Genomic DNA, 16,793 nt, shown 5'->3' with positions numbered 1-16,793 from the left:
GTATTGACGAAAATATAAAAGCAGATAACCATACCGCCACGTGCGCATTTCCGGTAAATAAATGAAGCTTGGGCTGTAGCACTCCCCTAAATAGAAATTCCTCTCCGATTCCCGCCAAAATTCCTATAACCAGGATTCCCATGAGGAATTCCCCTACATTTTCAAAATCGGTCAAATATTTGGTCAAAGCCATCAGTTCATCTTCTTTTGACTTCATCATCTGTTCCAATTCACTGAGAAATTCCGGCAGGACTATTTTGGCATTCCAGTCAATCAAAAGGCTATTGAAAAGCACTGCCCCTACCATGATTACCAAAGTGAGTGCAAATCCCATGAACTTTAACCTTGACATTTGTTGTTGCCACCCAAAATCAGCTTTGTCTATCACCTTGGCTATCAGGATAGCGGCAACATAAAATCCAAATCCACCACCAAGTCCCTGGACAAAAAGGAATGCCATTCGTCCATTTGGATTGGTAGATTCTGCTGTGAATAAAGCGGCCAATTCATCAAGGGGGATGTTAAAAAGTACGGGAAGAAGTAAAAGTCCAAGACCTTGCAACAAAACTAGTACACCAAATGTGACTAAAACCATCACCACAATAGACAAAAGCCAATTACTTTTGGCAGTGATGGGTACTTGGGTTTTATATATATCCATAATTGCGGTAAATTTACACGAAAATTAGAATTAGGAAGTGGTTAAAATCGGAAACTTAGAATTAGGGGAATTCCCTTTGCTGCTCGCACCAATGGAAGACGTCAGCGATCCGCCATTCAGGGCAGTATGCAAAGACAACGGGGCGGACTTGATGTATACAGAATTCATCAGCTCAGAGGGATTGATAAGGGATGCCGCCAAAAGTATCCAAAAATTGGACATCTTCGAATATGAACGTCCTGTGGGCATTCAGATTTTTGGGGCAGAAATAGAATCCATGAGGGAAGCAGCAGCCATTGCAGAGGCCGCCGGACCTGACATATTGGACATCAACTATGGCTGCCCTGTCCATAAAGTAGCCTGCAAAGGTGCCGGAGCTGGGATTTTGTTGGATATAGATAAAATGGTTTCCATGACTGCGGAGATTGTCAAGCGTGTCAATATTCCGGTCACCGTCAAAACCCGCCTTGGATGGTCCCATGACACGATTCGGATTGTAGAAGTCGCAGAAAGGCTTCAGGATGTAGGGATCCAAGCCATCAGCATCCATGCGCGAACCCGACAGCAGATGTACAAAGGAGAGGCCGATTGGTCTTACCTCAACTTAGTCAAAGAAAACCCGAGGTTACATATCCCGGTTTTTGGAAATGGAGATATAGACAGCCCCGAAAAGGCAAAAGAATACAAAGACAAGTACAATGTCGACGGCATGATGATCGGAAGGGCATCCATCGGATATCCTTGGATCTTCAATGAAATCAAACATTTCCTTGATACCGGAGAAAACCTTGCAGGGCCCGATCTTGAAGAGAGAATCCGCGTCACCAAAAAACACCTGGACTTTTCTGTCAAATGGAAAGGTGAAAAACAGGGAATCCTTGAAATGAGAAGACATTATACCAATTACTTCCGGGGTATGCCCAATTTCAAACCTTATAGAAGCCAAATGGTCACAGCAGAAACCTATCAAGAAGTAGCTGCCCTTTTGGAGGAAGTAGGAGAGGTTTTTGCCGATTATCAATTTTAAGACAGGATTTCAAAAAAAAATTCTGAATTTCAGGTTCCAATCACCTTTGTATTTCCGATTCCCAGCATGACCAAAGATATCCAAGCAGAAGGCGCCTTGAAGGCATGGGGATTTCTCATTGTTCTTGCGCTGATCTGGGGTAGTTCCTTCATTTTAATCAAAAGAGGACTGGGGATTTTTTCCCCGGGAGAAGTCGGTGCCTTTAGAATCGTAGCTGCCGGAATGGTTTTATTGCCGCTTTCCCTGCCAAGGTTGAAAAACCTGAAAAAAAGACAGGTCAAAAACCTGGTCATTGTCGGATTGATGGGGAGTTTTATCCCTGCTTTTCTTTTTGCCAAAGCCCAAACCCAACTCAGTTCTTCACTGACAGGGGTTTTCAATGCGATGACGCCACTGTTTGTGGTTATCATTGGAGCACTGTTTTTCAATGCAAGGATTACAAAAAGAAACAGCATCGGACTTGCCATTGCCTTTGTGGGTGTTGTTATTCTTTTGATGGTCAAAGAAGGAACCTACTTCGGGGATTTCTCTGAAATCAATTCCTACGCTTTCTATGTTTTGCTTGCATGTATCTGTTATGGCTTCAATCTGAATATCATCAAGTACCGTTTCGTAGAATTGAAACCTGTAGCCATTACCGCACTTTCCCTGCTAATGGTATTACCCGCAGCTTTGATTTACCTGTTTGCTTTTACGCAGTTTTCCTTCAAAATACTACATGTCGAAGGCGCTGTCTCGGCAGCCGGATATATTACTTTGCTTGGTGTACTCGGTACAGCCATCGCCCTGATCCTTTTTAATATCATGGTAAAAGTGGCCACACCGGTATTTGCCAGTTCTGTCACCTACCTCATCCCTGTTGTCGCGATCATGTGGGGATTGTTGGATGGTGAGGTTTTACTTCCAGGTCATTACTTTGGGATAGTAGCAGTGATTTTTGGGGTATGGGTCGGGAATAGGAAGTGATTTTGGTAATTTTGGTATTTGGTACCACGCATTAAACTCGAATTGAATGAAACTCAACTTTAGAAAAACCGGGACCGGCGAGCCATTGATCATCCTTCATGGACTTTTTGGATCGGCGGACAATTGGTTCAGTATCGCCAAGGAACTCGAGAAAGACTATACTCTTTATCTTGTGGACCAAAGAAACCACGGTGATTCTCCCCAAAGTGAGGAATGGAATTACAAGGTAATGGCAGAAGATCTCATGGAACTGATGGATGATCAGGAAATTGATGCTGCCTATCTGATGGGGCACTCCATGGGGGGAAAGACCGTCATGGCATTTGCCCTGCAATTTCCCGAAAAAGTAAAAAAACTGATCGTAGCCGATATCGCGCCAAGGTATTATCCCCTTCACCATCAGGTTATTTTGGAAGGACTCAATGCAATACCTGTTGACCAAATCAAATCCCGCAAAGAAGCAGATGACATCCTTGCCGGCTATATCAAGAATGTTGGAATTAGACAGTTTTTGCTCAAAAGCCTTGGCAGGAATGAAAAAGGAGGTTTTGAATGGAAAATCAACCTCAAAACCATCACCGAGAAGATCGAAATTGTAGGAGAAGAAATCGATTCTGACCGACCTTTTGACAAACCGACATTATTTATGGGAGGGGAAAATTCCGATTATATCCAAGAAAGTGACAAAGCTGATATTTCAAGACTTTTTCCAAAAAGTAGCATCATCTATATCAAAAATGCAGGACATTGGCTTCATGCTGAGCAGCCCGGTGCAGTGATTGAGACAGTTAGGGCTTTTTTAGGTTAAGTGGATAAACCACAAAAGGCACAGAAGGAAAATTCCTTTTGTGCCTTTTGTGTTTAAATTTTCTTTAACTTTTTTGTTTAACATTTGCCAAATTTCTATTCATCCAAAATTTGGATTGAAGTTCAGAAGTCAGATCTGTGGACTGTGGACTGTGGACTGATACCTTCAATTATTTCACCCTTTTCCCATGTTTGATCACCATATCCACATTTTGGAGTAGGCTGATATAGCGCAATACATCACCACGGACCGCAATGATATCTGCATATTTTCCTTCACTGATGGTTCCATAATCCTGATCGACCCGCATCGCTACCGAAGGCCAATAAGTAGCCGCCTTAATAGTCAGCATCGGGTCGAATCCAAATTCATTCACCCATACATCCAATTCATTCCAAGTACTTTGGCTATGGAATTTCATTGGAATTCCCGAATCAGTACCGATCATCAGGACCACGCCGGCATCTTTTAGTTGGTTGATTTTTTTCTCCAAAGTAGGTTTACGGACCGGAGTCAATTGAAAATAAGGCATTCTGCCTGGATATCTCAGAGAAGCCCTTATATCCCTGATGATGGAATCAGGCAAATCCAGGTGCCAGGATGGATCATCCAATTTTTCAGGATTATTGCGCATGTATTCATAATTGTATAGCCCTTCCACAGTAGGAGTCCAAAACAAAGGCCCTATATTCATCTTGGCTGTCCGCTCTTTGATCATCTCCATGATATCAGCAGGATATTCCGGAGCAGAGGAAAGCCCTGTATGCTCAAAACAATCAATCCCGATTTTCAATCCAACCCTGATTTCGTCGGGTCTATGTGAATGCCCTACAACGGGTTTTCCGTACTTATGCGCTTCATCAACGACTGCCTTTGCCTCCTCAAAAGTCATCTCGTCCTGATCGATGAGCTTGATCACATCCACACCTGCATCAACGAGGATTTTGACTTTGTTTCGCGCATCCTGCACGCCATTGACCCCCCATCGAAACTCTTCAGTTCTGGGATATGGCTTTTTTTGGATAAAAGGTCCAGAGACATAAACTGTAGGTCCGGGAATTTCTCCTTTGTTGATCCGATCTCTGACATTGATACTTGCTTCCAAAGGTGCACCAAGCTCGCGTGCACTAGTGACTCCTGCCATCAGCAACTGGTGCGCAGAGGAAGGCATGATGACTGATTCGAAGACATCAATATAGGTACTGTCCCAATGGGTATAATTGCTGTGCCCATTGAGCATCAGATGCACGTGCATATCCCAAAGTCCGGGGAGTACAGACATACCTTCTGTAGAAATCACCTCTGCTCCCGAGGGAATAGCCAAAGTCCCAACTTGCCCGATTTCTTTGATCCTGTCATTTTCGATGATGATTACCGAATTTCGGAGTGGTGGTCCTCCAAATCCATCGATCATGGTTCCTCCGACAAGGGCTTTGATATTTTGGGATTGGACGCTAAAAGAAACAAAAAGCAAAAGGGTTATTGCCCAATATGATTTTTTCAAAATTATTGTTCTCATTCTGAATACGGGTATGTTGAAGTTTAAAATTTAAAGAATAAAATCGGTTTAAAAATCGCCAACCATGTAAATGAAATGAAAGCCTTGGTAATCGGTTTTAAGTTTTTCCCCATCTTTGCTGATAGACTTCCAAAAATATGAGCAAAGGAAAACTGTTTTTGATCCCAACTGTCCTTGCAGAAAATACTGCTGACAAAGTCATCAGTCCCCAGGTCAAGGAGACAGTGAAAAATCTCAGTTATTTTTTGGTAGAAAATGTACGTACAGCAAGGCGGTATATCAGCAGCCTTAAACTTGGACTTACCATTGAGGATTTAAAGTTTGAAATTCTCGACAAAAGCACCAAAGGCGCTGAATTGGAGCGGATCATGAAGCCTTTGTTTTCCGGACAGGATGTTGGGGTGATGTCTGAGGCTGGATGTCCGGGGATAGCAGACCCAGGCTCTGCCGCTGCGGCCTATGCCCATGTCAAAGGCATAAAAGTTATCCCTCTCTCAGGACCAAGTTCCATGTTTTTGGCATTGATGGGTTCAGGGTTCAATGGGCAGTCATTTGCTTTTCATGGCTATCTGCCCATTGAAAAGAAGGAGCGGATTCTAGCAATAAAAAATCTGGAAACTGAATCAGCAAAATCAAACAGGACTCAGATTTTCATGGAAACTCCTTTCCGAAACAATCACCTGATGGAAGATTTGAAAGGAACACTTCATCCTGACACAAAGCTTTGCATCGCAAAAAATGTAACAGGTCCAGATGAAATGATAATCACCAAACCTATTTCAGAGTGGAGAAAATCAAACCTGGACCTGCATAAAATACCGGTGGTATTTGTTCTTTACTCCGGAAATTAAGGTTCTATCAGCACCCTGTAGGAGTCGTAAAGTGTTAGTATGTCATCCACATAGGATACTGCAAGGTGTCCTTTGGCATAACCGCTTCTGACCACAGGGTCTCTGTAATATTGAGGATCAGACTTTAAGGCAAGATAATGGGATACATTTTTCCAGCTTTGGTTATTGCCTCCGTACTTTAAAGTCAGGTTATAGGCGTCAAGCACGTGACCATGTCCTATATTGTAAGAAGACAGGATAAATTTGATCCTTTCGTTGCTTTCAGGGACCCTTTCTTTCCAAAACTTATCTAAATACTTTAGGTAATTGACTCCACCCATTAAGCTTTGAACAGGGTCATTAGGGTTTTCAACGCCAAAACGTTCCAAAGTCACCGGCATCAATTGTAACAATCCCATTGCACCTGCATAAGAGGTGGCAGTAGTATCAAAGCCTGATTCCTTATAGACCAAAGAAGCCAACATCCTCCAATCCCAACCTAGATTTTCTGCTCCCATTTTGATCAGATCATCATATTGTGAGATTTTATTTCCTCCAAGGGAAGAAAAGGAACTGTTTGCCCGGTAATAGCTATTTTTTGAATTCTGGAAATACTTGGCGTGAAGAGTTCTGATATATCCGGATTTGTTCTTCTTTTCGATCCATTGATTGATCACTTCTTCAAGGTCTGGAGCATTTTTTCTTATGGCCCAAGCGACATCTGACTTAGGACTTATCTCTACATCGATATCAAGGTCTTTGTAATAAGTTTCATTGACCATTGCCACGACCTTGTCTACCACGGTATATTCTATTTCACCTTGATTTACTTTGCTGACCAAAAATTCAGCGTTTCCTTTTTCTTCCAAAACAGCTAGGTGGATTCCAAGCTCATTTTGAAGAGAATTCAATTGAGACTTGTAAATGGCATCTTTTTGAATATGGATTACCTGACCGTTCAAATCCAAAGGATCAGTAATTTTGGTAGGACCGTCTTTTTGCACCAAAACAGTACCCATACTTCCAATTGGAGAGGTAAATGAAGCAAACTTTTTTCTGTCCTCACTTACAGCCAAATTCATGGCAATAATGTCAGCTTTTCCTTTGTTCAAAAGGTAAAATGCTTCTTCAATATCCGATTTGACGATAAGGTGCAGTCTAACACCCAGTGAGGAGGCTAAGGATTTGAGCATTTCAAATTCGTAACCCATCCTTCTACCTCTATATATGTAATAACTGGTGGAAGAATTATCGACTACGGCCCTGATATATCCTCTTTCGATAATTTCATCCAGGTCTAACTGAGCCGGACTTTCCCAAAAACTAACCTCTCTTTCGGTTTTTTCAAACAGGGTACATTGAAACCCAAAAATTGTCAATATTATCAAAAACAGTAAATTGATTCCTGTCTTCTTCATTCCATTTGTGACCCTTTCGGGACGTTGGTTTATACAAAGGTCGTACAAAGCAATTTGTGTACCAAATATTTTGAAGTATGAAATACATTTTTTTGCATAAAAAAACACCAATGAATTTTCATTGGTGCTATATATTGCTGATTATCAATTTTTTAGTCCCTATCCAATTAATCAATGGTTAACTGAAAATTTTCTTTCCCATCTTGGTAAAAAATCCTTCCGGATAGCCTCATCAGCTCAATTTCCATTTCTTTGATATTAAAAATTGCGGTAAGCAATCTGTTTTCAGCTGTCAACAGATTGAGTTGTGCATCTCTGAATTGAAGGTAATCAGATATACCTAATCTAAACCTGTCCAAGGCGATGTCAGCATTCTCTGTAGCCACTTTATAATTGACATATTCAATCTCAAGGAGATCTTTGTTTGTAAGATAAGTATTGTAAGCCCTTTGGATATCTGAATTCATCAAAATCTCCATGTCCCTAACTGCATATTCAGCATTTAATTTTTGGACTTTTGCATTTTGAATTCTTCTATTTACTGTAAACCCAGTGAAAACATTCAATGACAATGTTGCCCCGTAATTAAATCCCTGTCTTTGGTTTTGTAGCAAAAAACCTGCATCAGATCTGAAGGTGTTATTATTATAGGCGCCATTTAGGTTGACAGTTGGTAGCCTAAGTGCCTGGGTTTCTTTCAAAGCTAGGAAAGCATCATTTTCTTGTCTTTGTGCCAAAAGAAAAAGCTTATTGTTGGTATTGGCATTTTCCAATAATTCTTCAAGGCCAAGGAAGTTTTCAATTACAATGGTGTCATTCACCATAAAATTGGTAGTCGGCGGCAATGCCAATAATTCATTGATATTGATCTTGGCATTTTTGATAACCAATTCTTGGTTGGTGAGAAGGGACAGATCAGCGTTATAATCAACTTGTGCTGTCAGGAAATCACTTCTACCCGCGCCTCCTAACTCGTACCTTGCTTTGGCAATATCAAGCCTAGCCTGTGAAAGATCGAGTGTGGTTCTCAACACATTTAGGCGTTGGGATTCAAGTACCAATCTGAAATAGGCGCTTGAAATAGCTGCAACTGTGTTTTCAACCAATACTTTGGCCTGAAGTTCACTCATATCAGCCATTACCCCAAGCCTCTTTAGGGTATAAATTGTTTCCGGACGAAATCCGTAGAATCCAACAATTGAATAATTCTCGGTATTGGATTTTGCTCCGTCGATTCTGGTAGGATTTTCAGGATTAGTAACAAAAGTTTGTTCAACATTTTCTTTACTGAACGAACGGACCGCATTGGCATCAATCACCGGCATAAAGAAGCTTCCTACCCCAATTTGTATGTCCCTTTCGGCGATCACTACATTGTTTGCTGCAATCTTGATCCCATAGTTCTTTTCCAAACCGAGCAGAACGGCTTTTTCCAAATCCAGATTTTCTCCTTCCTGTGCAAAAAGAGAAAACGTCGCCCACATACTGAGCATCAATAATAAAAGTGATTTTTTCATTAGACTCTAGCTAATCTTCCTTTCTTGGATGTTAAATAAGTATAAACAGCGGGGATGATGAATAAAGTCAAAATCGTAGCAAAAGCCAATCCACCAATAACGCCTACACCCATGGGGACACGGCTTTCTGCACCAGCACCCAAAGCCAAGGCTATCGGAAGGATACCTAAAATAGTGGAAAGACTTGTCATCAAAATCGGCCTGAAACGGGCTGCTGCCGCCCCAATGATGGCTTCATCTATGGACATCCCCTGTGCCTTTCGCTGATTGGCAAATTCAACAATCAAAATACCGTTTTTAGTCACCAACCCTATGAGCATGATGATCCCTATCTGGCTGAAAATATTTAATGTGAAATCAAAGATCCACAGGGAAAATAAAGCTCCAAACAATGCCAAAGGCACGGTAAACATGATGGTAAGTGGATCCATGAAACTTTCAAACTGGGCGGAAAGCACCAGATAAATCAACACCAATGCAAAAAGGAAGGCGAAGATCAAACTGTTTGAACTCTCCCTGAATTCCTTAGAAAGACCCGATACATCAGTACTGTAAGTGTCGTCTAAGACCTCACCAGCAATTCTGTCCATTTCATCGAGACCAGCTCCAATGGTATAGCCATCCGCCAAGCCTGCAGAAACAGTGGCACTGACGAATCTATTGAACCTATACAACTGTGGGGGTGTACTTTTTTCTTTGATGGTAACCAAGTTGTCCAACTGAATCAGCTCACCATTATCTGCCCTGACATACAGCATTCTCAAGTTGACGGGTTCATTTCTATCAGCAAGTTGCATTTCTCCTACCACTTGGTACTGTTTACCATCCATAATAAAATAAGCAAACCTTTGACCTGAATAAGACAATTGGAGTGTCCTGGCAATTTCCTGAACAGACACGCCCACATTTCTTGCTTTTTCCCTGTTGATTTCTACCTCAATTTCGGGTTTTGTAAATTTCAGGTTGATGTCAGAGAAACTAAAAACCGGACTTTGACCAGCTTTTTCCATAAATGCCGGAATTACTTCTTTTAGCTTTTCCAAAGTGGGGGCTTGAATTACATATTGGACTGGAAGTCCACCTCTTCTGTCACCGATGGATTGGGGTTGTGTTACGAAAGCACGAACCGCTGTATATTTTTTGATCATTTCAGAAACTTGACCAAAAATTTCCATTTGGCTTCTTTCTCTATCCTGTGCATCGACAAGTCTTAGTCTAAGAAATCCGGAGTTGGTGCTCGAGGTTCCAAAGCCTGGTGAAGTCACAGTAGTGATCCCATTTCTTTCCTCGTCAGGTATCTGATTAATAAAGTCAGCGGTCATTTCATCAAGGACCTTATCCATATAACCAAAAGTAGCACCTTCCGGACCAGAGATAATGACTCTCATTTCACCTCTATCTTCCACTGGGGCAAGTTCAGTTGGAATCACTTTGAAAAAATAATAGATACCAAAACCCATGACCAAGATAATTGCAAAAGCAGACCATCTTACCTTCATGAATTTATCAAGTGCTCCCTCGTACAGATTGTTTAGCCAAATAAAGAAGGGCTCTGTCCAATTGTAAAAAGCGTTATGCTTTTCTCTTTTCTTCAACAACTTAGAACTCAGCATAGGCGTCATTGTCAATGCAACAAAAGACGAAATAATGACTGCTCCTGCTACTACAATTCCAAACTCTCTGAATAGCCTACCTGTGGTACCGGTCAAGAAAATAACAGGAAGGAAAACTGCCGCCAGGGCTACTGTAGTGGCAATGACTGCAAAGAATATTTCCTCAGAACCTTTGGATGCTGCAGTATCAGGGCTTTCCCCCTTTTCGATCCGGGCATAAATGTTTTCTAAGACAACTATGGCATCATCCACCACAAGTCCAATGGAGAGTACAATTCCCAATAAGGTCAGTACATTGATCGAGAAATCCATCAAATACATGATGAAAAATACGCCGATCAAAGAAATAGGAATAGTCAAAACAGGTATGAAGGTTGTCCTCCAATCTCTCAGAAACAGGAAGATAATCGATACTACGAGGATGAATGCTATTAAGATCGTTTCCTGAACTTCCTTGATCGAGCTTCTGATATAAGTAGTCGAGTCAAATCCAATATCTACAAGGATATCACTTGGCAAATCTTTCTTGATGATTTCAAGTCTTTTGTAAAACTCATCCACTATCTCGATATTATTGGAACCGGGAAGAGGTACCAATACTACACCGACCATTGGGACTCCCTCTCTTTTGAGAACAGTCCTTTCATTCAAGGCAGACATCTCGGCCATGCCGATGTCCTGAAACCTGACAATGTTATTTTGGTCTTCTTTGATGATCAAAGAATTGAATTCTTGTGGCGTACTCAACCTGCTTTTGGTCCTGACAGAAAGCTCAATTGCCGCACCTTCAATTCTTCCTGAAGGTAATTCTACGTTTTCACTTTGAACCTTGCTTAGGACATCCAGTGGAGTCACACCATAGGAAGCCATTTTCAAAGGGTCCATTCTCAGCCGGATGGCATATCTTTTTTCACCCCAGATCTGAACAGTACTTACCCCAGGTATAGTCTGAAGCCTTTCTTTAAAAACATTAGAGGCGATATCAGAAAGTTCAAGGAGGCTTCTTGTGCTACTTTGAACGGCCAAAAACACAATCGGCTGGGAGTCTGAATCTGATTTAGATACCACCGGAGGTTCAGTGTCGGGAGGGAGATTTCTTTGGGCACCCGAAACCTTGTCTCTCACATCATTGGCTGCAGCCTCAAGGTCAGCCCCAACATCAAATTCTACTGTGATGTTACTTGTACCGTCATTACTGGTAGAAGTCAGAGATTTGATACCAGCGATGCCGTTGATGGCTTCTTCCAAAGGCTCGGTGATCTGGGCTTCTATGACATCGGCATTGGCACCTACATACGTTGTCCGGACATTGATAATAGGGGGGTCAACGCTTGGAAACTCTCTGATACCCAAAAAACTGATCCCAATAATCCCAAAAAGCATTATTGTTAATGACATTACTATGGCAAGAACAGGTCTGCTGATACTGATACTTGATAAACTAGCCATCTTTTAATTGATTTTAGTGTAAGTGACAGGCATACCTGTTCTCACTTGCAATACTCCAGTGCTCAATACCAAGTCACCTTCTTTCAAACCATCAGCAATCTGTACAAAACTCTCTGTACGGGTTCCGATAGATACCTTTCTTTCTTCAATTTTACTTTCTTGGTTGACGATAAACACTTTATATCCTGCAAGTTCAGGAATGACAGATTCCGCCGGAACCATCAGCGCATTTTCTTCTACACCGAGGATATATTTGATCCTCACAAACATTCCAGGTAAAAATTTCCTTTCTCGATTTGGACTCTGGGCCCTGATTTTTAGGGTTCGTGTTCCGGTGTCGATTGTAGGCTCAAATGCAAAAACTGTCCCTTCCACATCGATTCCTTCGGATTCATTTGAAAAGATAATCTTAGAACCGACCTTAACTTGGTTCGCATATCTTTCTGGTATGGAAAATTCAATCTTGATCGGATCAATATTCACAATACTTGCTATCACATCAGATGAACCTATGACACTTCCTTCAGAAATCATCCTCAGACCCAAAACACCATCAAATGGCGCCCTGATGACTGTTTTGTTCAACTGGGCTTCTACTAATTTGATGTCAGAAAGGTTGGTGTTAAATTGGTTGAGAACAATATCATATTCTTCTTGGCTTATCGCCTCTTTGGCCAATAATTGCTTTTGCCTGTTTTCCTGACTCTGAAAAAGCTTTCTTGTAAAGTCCAATCTTTGAAACTGAGCGTTGAGTTCATCGTCATTGAGGTAAAGGAGGGGAGTACCCTTTTTCACAAACTGACCCTCATTGAAAGTTATTTTTTTTACAAGACCTGAAATCTCAGACCGCAGGTCAACACTCTCATTGGGAATAATCGTTCCTGTCACGCTGAGGTTGTTTTCCAATCTTTCAGGACGGATTTCTACAACATTGACGGGAATAGGCTGACCGGAGCCTTGTGGCCCTCCGGAAGAGGCAGTAGTGCCTGCCTCATCAGATTTTCCCATATATTGATCCCATCTCGGGTAAATAAAAATCACTGCCAATACAAGGGCAATGGCTATAATTAAAATTGCTTTGGTTTGTTTTTTCATTCTACTTATTCAGAAAATCCTGTTAAGGTTTGTTGTTGATTTCTTATAAACTGCAGTGACAATTGGTTAAAAACTTCTGGCTGCTCGACATTGACCACATGTCCACATGCTTTGACAATGTTGAGAAAAGAAAGTTTATGCTCTTTCACAATTTTTTTAACTGCTTCGAGAAACATGATATCTTCTTCACCCATTACATATAAAGTTGGGATGGAAAGGTCTTTTTCTTTGAAAAACTTAAGAAGGGGGTTGATGTCTTTTGTCAACTTAAACCACCTTATAAATTCTTTTTGACAAAGCCTTTTTGCTTCATTGATAAACAGATTCCTTGACTCGGCATGGTGTCTTCTCGGCATGATGATCCAAGCGAACAAACTATATAACCACATGTAAGGAACGACACTCTTGAAGGTATTTCCCAAGGTTACAAGAATCTGAGAAGTAAAATTCAGTCTTGTAACTGCTCCTGCCATGATCATTGATTTTACCTTGTTGGGTTCCATTTCAGCCAATTGCCTTGCCAAAATAGTCCCTAACGAAACCCCCATTATATGTGCGGGGGGTAATTCAAGATGGTCAAGAACTTCTATGATGTCCTCGGTCACTGCAGGAAAGGTATATTCCTCTTTCCATATATTCCTGATAGACCCTACAGACTTGCCATGGCCTCTTAGGTCAATGAGCAAAAGATTGAATTCCTGTTTGAATTCACGGATCTGCTTGTACCAAATAGAGGACGAACCTCCGGCGCCATGGATGAATACGACCCATTCGATACTGGTAGGATGCATGTAGGTTTTATAATATAACATACTGTTTTTCATCTTGACCAAGTAATAACCGAACAGTTTGATTTAAGTTCTGAACCCGAAAGCTAAGTCCATTAATTTGGGTAAAAAATAAAATAGACACAGGTGGCGATTGAAGTCGATTAATGGTTATTTCCTTTTAAAAAATAAACCAAGGCAGTATTTACCTTGGTTCATTCTTATTGGGTTTTGGGTTTTAAGATCAAGGTTTTTTATAACAATTGGTTCAGAAAGTATATGCCCAATCCCAAATAACTTTCCAAATCCATCTCTTTTTCATTCCTCGCTTCTTGCCTCTAATTCCTCGTTTCTCGCTTCTTTTATAGCTTCCTCTTGATAAAATCAGTCATCAATGAATAAAGGTGCCAAGAGGTATTCCCTCCAGAAATCCCATGGTTTCGATTGGGATAGTACATTGTTTCGAACTGCTTGTCAGCTTTGATCAGGGCATCAACCAAATCAACTGCATTTTGGTAGTGTACATTGTCATCGCCTGTACCGTGGATGAGAAGAAGGTTTCCTTTCAATTTGTCGACATGGGTAATCGGGCTGTTGTCATCATATCCGGCAGCGTTTTGCTGGGGAGTCTGAAGATAGCGCTCGGTATAAATGGTGTCATAATATCTCCAAGTCGTAACGGGAGCAACGGCAATAGCGGCCTTGAAAACGTCATTACCTTTCATCAAAGCTAGAGAAGACATATATCCTCCATAAGACCAACCCCAGATTCCTATCCTTGATGTATCAACAAATGGAAGTGAACCCAAGTACTTGGCCCCGGCGATTTGGTCTTCGGTTTCCAATTTCCCCAGATTGGCATAGGTAGAATGTTTGAAATCCCTGCCCCGTGCTCCTGTGCCACGGTTGTCCACACAGGCTACGATGTAGCCTTCTGCTGCCAGATGTTGGTGCCAAAAATCCCTTGTCCCACCCCAGGCATTGGTGACATTCTGAGAACCGGGTCCACCATAGACATACATCAGGACAGGATATTTTTTGTTGGGATCAAAGTCCGAGGGCTTGACCATGTAGCCATTGAGTGAAGTACCATCCACTGTATTGAAACTGAAAAACTCCCTGCCTGAATAGGCAAAATTCGAAAGCTTGCTTTTTAATTCCTGATTATCTTCCAAGACCTTGACCAATTTACCGGAAGACTCATTTAACGTCACTTTAAGTGGTATAGCAGAATTTGAAAAATTGGCAATGAAATATTTGAAATCTTTACTCATGTTGATGGAATAAGTGCCTTTATCAGGAGTCAGGTTTTTTTTGGCTTTTCCATCCATATTGACCACATATAGGTTTCTTTCCAAAGGTGAGGCCTCAGTAGATATGAAGTAGATTTTTTTGCCTTTTTCGTCTATGCCGACCAGATTTGTCACCTCCCAATTACCGGAGGTGATCTGACGGATGAGTTTACCTGCATTGTCATGGTGGTAAATATGCTTGAAACCATCCTGCTCCGAAGTACGGATAAATCCCTTATTGTCTCCCAAAAACCTTAGGTCATCATTGTAATTGAGGTCGACGTATGTGTTTGATTTTTCTTCTAAAATGACTTTGCTTCGACCTGTTTGGGCATCAGTATACAACAGGTCAATCTGATTTTGAAGCCTGTTGACTCTCAAAAAAGCCAATGTATTTGGCTCACCTGTCCAATACATTCTTGGCAGATAAATGTCAGTCCCTTCACCAGCATCTGCTTTCACAGTTTTTTTGCTTGCAAGGTCATAAATATGGATGCTAACTTCAGAGTTTGATTCTCCTGCTTTGGGATATTTGAACCTGTAATCCTGAGGATACAATTTCCCCCAAATCTGCATGTTAAACTCAGGAACTCCAGACTCATCAAATCGTATGAAAGCAATTCTCTTACCATCCGGTGACCAATCAAAAGCCTTTGACATGGAGAATTCCTCTTCATAAACCCAATCCGCAGCGCCATTAAGCACATGGTTCCATTTACCATCTGTGGTGACCTGAGTCAATTGCTGAGTACTGAGTTCGATGATGTAAAGGTTGTTTTCTTTGACAAAAGCCACTTTGTCATTGTCAGGTGATAGGGTGGCGTACATGATCTTTTCGCCATCCAAAAGTTTCTGCGCCTTTCCTGTTGCAAGGTCAATCACATGATAAACACCTTTGCTTGATCTTCTATAGATTCTTTCAACTTCAGAGGCGATCAAGGCTTTGCTCTCATCAGCATTGAAAGCATAGCTTGCAAAATTCAACCCTAAAGTCTCACCATTAATCAAAACAGCTGATTCTTCTCCGGTCTCTACATTTATTTTGACAACTTTCGAACCTGATGGAGTCCTCACAAGTGAGCTATAATATTGCCCATCTTTCATCCAATTGATTCCCTGCACTGACTTTTGAGAAAAAGTATTGTTTTTGAAAACATCCTCTAAAGTCACTTTTTGTTTTTGTTGGGCATGTATGTCAACCTGCAACGCCAGGAAAAATGCCAGGAAAGCAACCAATTTAATTCTAATCATAATATCTAGGTCTAAAGTCCGGTTTAAAAGTATAAAAAAGGAACTATACCCAAAAAAAAATTACGTCACCGGAAAAACCATATCTGAAAGATCATAAAATTAATAAGGAGCAGAACTCAAAGCTTTTCCCTGCTACCATCAACTTTTCCACGATACCGAATGCCATTTTCAACAATCAATATTTCTCCACCCCTACCATTTTTAATACTTGAGTCCACCCCGATTACCCTCCCCCCAAAAAGTGCCGTGATAGCATCCAAAGACGTATGTCCTACCACAATATACTTGGATTCAAAAAATGCTAAAATATCATCCATGTTCTTATTGGAAACTCCTGCTTCAAAATAACCCCGATACCAGATCGGCCCTTCCTGCCCATTTAAAAAATTGATTAGGCTTCTATTTGATCGGTTTACAGATCCGCTATTAGGCAAAATATCCTCATAAAACATTTTATTTACCTCGTATGCGGTCAATTTTCTTCGAATAAACTGGGGAGAAATGCCCGCATGGGTAATCAGCATACTATCTATTTTAATAATTGCAGGTCTTTTTTTAAGCCAGTTTCCCAAAACTGAAT

At 41.2% G+C, this 16,793-nt stretch carries 13 protein-coding genes; 4 read left to right on the top strand and 9 right to left on the bottom strand.

Annotated elements, in window-relative coordinates:
• Positions 1 to 661, bottom strand: a 661-nt coding sequence (locus ACZFYI_RS05065; protein WP_462523033.1) for a CPBP family glutamic-type intramembrane protease, incomplete at its 3' end; no start/stop codon positions are given.
• A gap of 37 nt (positions 662 to 698) precedes the next feature.
• On the opposite strand from ACZFYI_RS05065, the gene dusB reads away from it, so the two are divergent.
• The 3 genes from dusB to ACZFYI_RS05050 all read left to right on the top strand — a co-directional run bounded on the left by dusB (position 699) and on the right by ACZFYI_RS05050 (position 3,462).
• Positions 699 to 1,688 carry a tRNA dihydrouridine synthase DusB gene (dusB, locus tag ACZFYI_RS05060; RefSeq protein ID WP_462523032.1) on the top strand — a complete coding sequence of 330 codons (990 nt, stop codon included), beginning with the start codon at positions 699 to 701 and terminating at the stop codon, positions 1,686 to 1,688.
• 66 nt (positions 1,689 to 1,754) lie between these two features.
• Positions 1,755 to 2,654, top strand: a complete 900-nt coding sequence (locus ACZFYI_RS05055; protein WP_462523031.1) for a DMT family transporter — start codon at positions 1,755 to 1,757, stop codon at positions 2,652 to 2,654.
• Positions 2,655 to 2,700: 46 nt separating this feature from the next.
• The gene (locus ACZFYI_RS05050; protein WP_462523030.1) at positions 2,701 to 3,462 is read left to right on the top strand and encodes an alpha/beta fold hydrolase; all 762 of its coding nucleotides are present in this window, start codon (positions 2,701 to 2,703) and stop codon (positions 3,460 to 3,462) included.
• Between the two features lie 169 nt (positions 3,463 to 3,631).
• Here the strand turns inward: ACZFYI_RS05050 and ACZFYI_RS05045 are convergent, their stop codons facing one another.
• Positions 3,632 to 4,981: an amidohydrolase family protein gene (locus ACZFYI_RS05045; RefSeq protein ID WP_462523029.1), complete on the bottom strand. Its 1,350-nt coding sequence runs from the start codon at positions 4,979 to 4,981 to the stop codon at positions 3,632 to 3,634.
• 137 nt (positions 4,982 to 5,118) lie between these two features.
• Between ACZFYI_RS05045 and ACZFYI_RS05040 the strand changes: the two genes are divergently transcribed.
• On the top strand, positions 5,119 to 5,832 hold the full coding sequence (locus ACZFYI_RS05040) for an SAM-dependent methyltransferase (RefSeq protein WP_462523028.1): 714 nt from the start codon (positions 5,119 to 5,121) through the stop codon (positions 5,830 to 5,832).
• Here ACZFYI_RS05040 and ACZFYI_RS05035 read toward each other — a convergent pair.
• The 7 genes from ACZFYI_RS05035 to ACZFYI_RS05005 all read right to left on the bottom strand — a co-directional run.
• The gene (locus ACZFYI_RS05035; RefSeq protein ID WP_462523027.1) at positions 5,829 to 7,229 is read right to left on the bottom strand and encodes an MltF family protein; all 1,401 of its coding nucleotides are present in this window, start codon (positions 7,227 to 7,229) and stop codon (positions 5,829 to 5,831) included. The genes ACZFYI_RS05040 and ACZFYI_RS05035 overlap by 4 nt on opposite strands.
• 167 nt (positions 7,230 to 7,396) lie before the next feature.
• Entirely contained in the window at positions 7,397 to 8,746 is a 1,350-nt protein-coding gene (locus ACZFYI_RS05030) for a TolC family protein (protein WP_462523026.1), read from the bottom strand.
• Complete coding sequence (locus ACZFYI_RS05025) at positions 8,746 to 11,808, bottom strand: efflux RND transporter permease subunit (protein WP_462523025.1); 3,063 nt, start codon at positions 11,806 to 11,808, stop codon at positions 8,746 to 8,748. The genes ACZFYI_RS05030 and ACZFYI_RS05025 overlap by 1 nt, the downstream gene beginning before the upstream one ends.
• Before the next feature lie 3 nt (positions 11,809 to 11,811).
• Positions 11,812 to 12,903, bottom strand: a complete 1,092-nt coding sequence (locus ACZFYI_RS05020; RefSeq protein ID WP_462523024.1) for an efflux RND transporter periplasmic adaptor subunit — start codon at positions 12,901 to 12,903, stop codon at positions 11,812 to 11,814.
• 5 nt (positions 12,904 to 12,908) lie between these two features.
• Positions 12,909 to 13,715, bottom strand: coding sequence for an alpha/beta fold hydrolase (locus tag ACZFYI_RS05015; RefSeq protein WP_462523023.1), 807 nt, complete (start codon positions 13,713 to 13,715; stop codon positions 12,909 to 12,911).
• Between the two features lie 317 nt (positions 13,716 to 14,032).
• Positions 14,033 to 16,213, bottom strand: coding sequence for a S9 family peptidase (locus ACZFYI_RS05010; RefSeq protein WP_462523022.1), 2,181 nt, complete (start codon positions 16,211 to 16,213; stop codon positions 14,033 to 14,035).
• Positions 16,214 to 16,329: 116 nt separating this feature from the next.
• Positions 16,330 to 16,793 (bottom strand): metallophosphoesterase family protein (locus tag ACZFYI_RS05005; RefSeq protein WP_462523021.1); only part of this gene is annotated, 464 nt, incomplete at its 5' end.

The organism is Aquiflexum sp. (assembly GCF_977115555.1).
The sequence above is the reverse complement of the archived record's forward strand: the minus strand, read 5'-3'. Positions and strand labels throughout refer to the sequence as shown.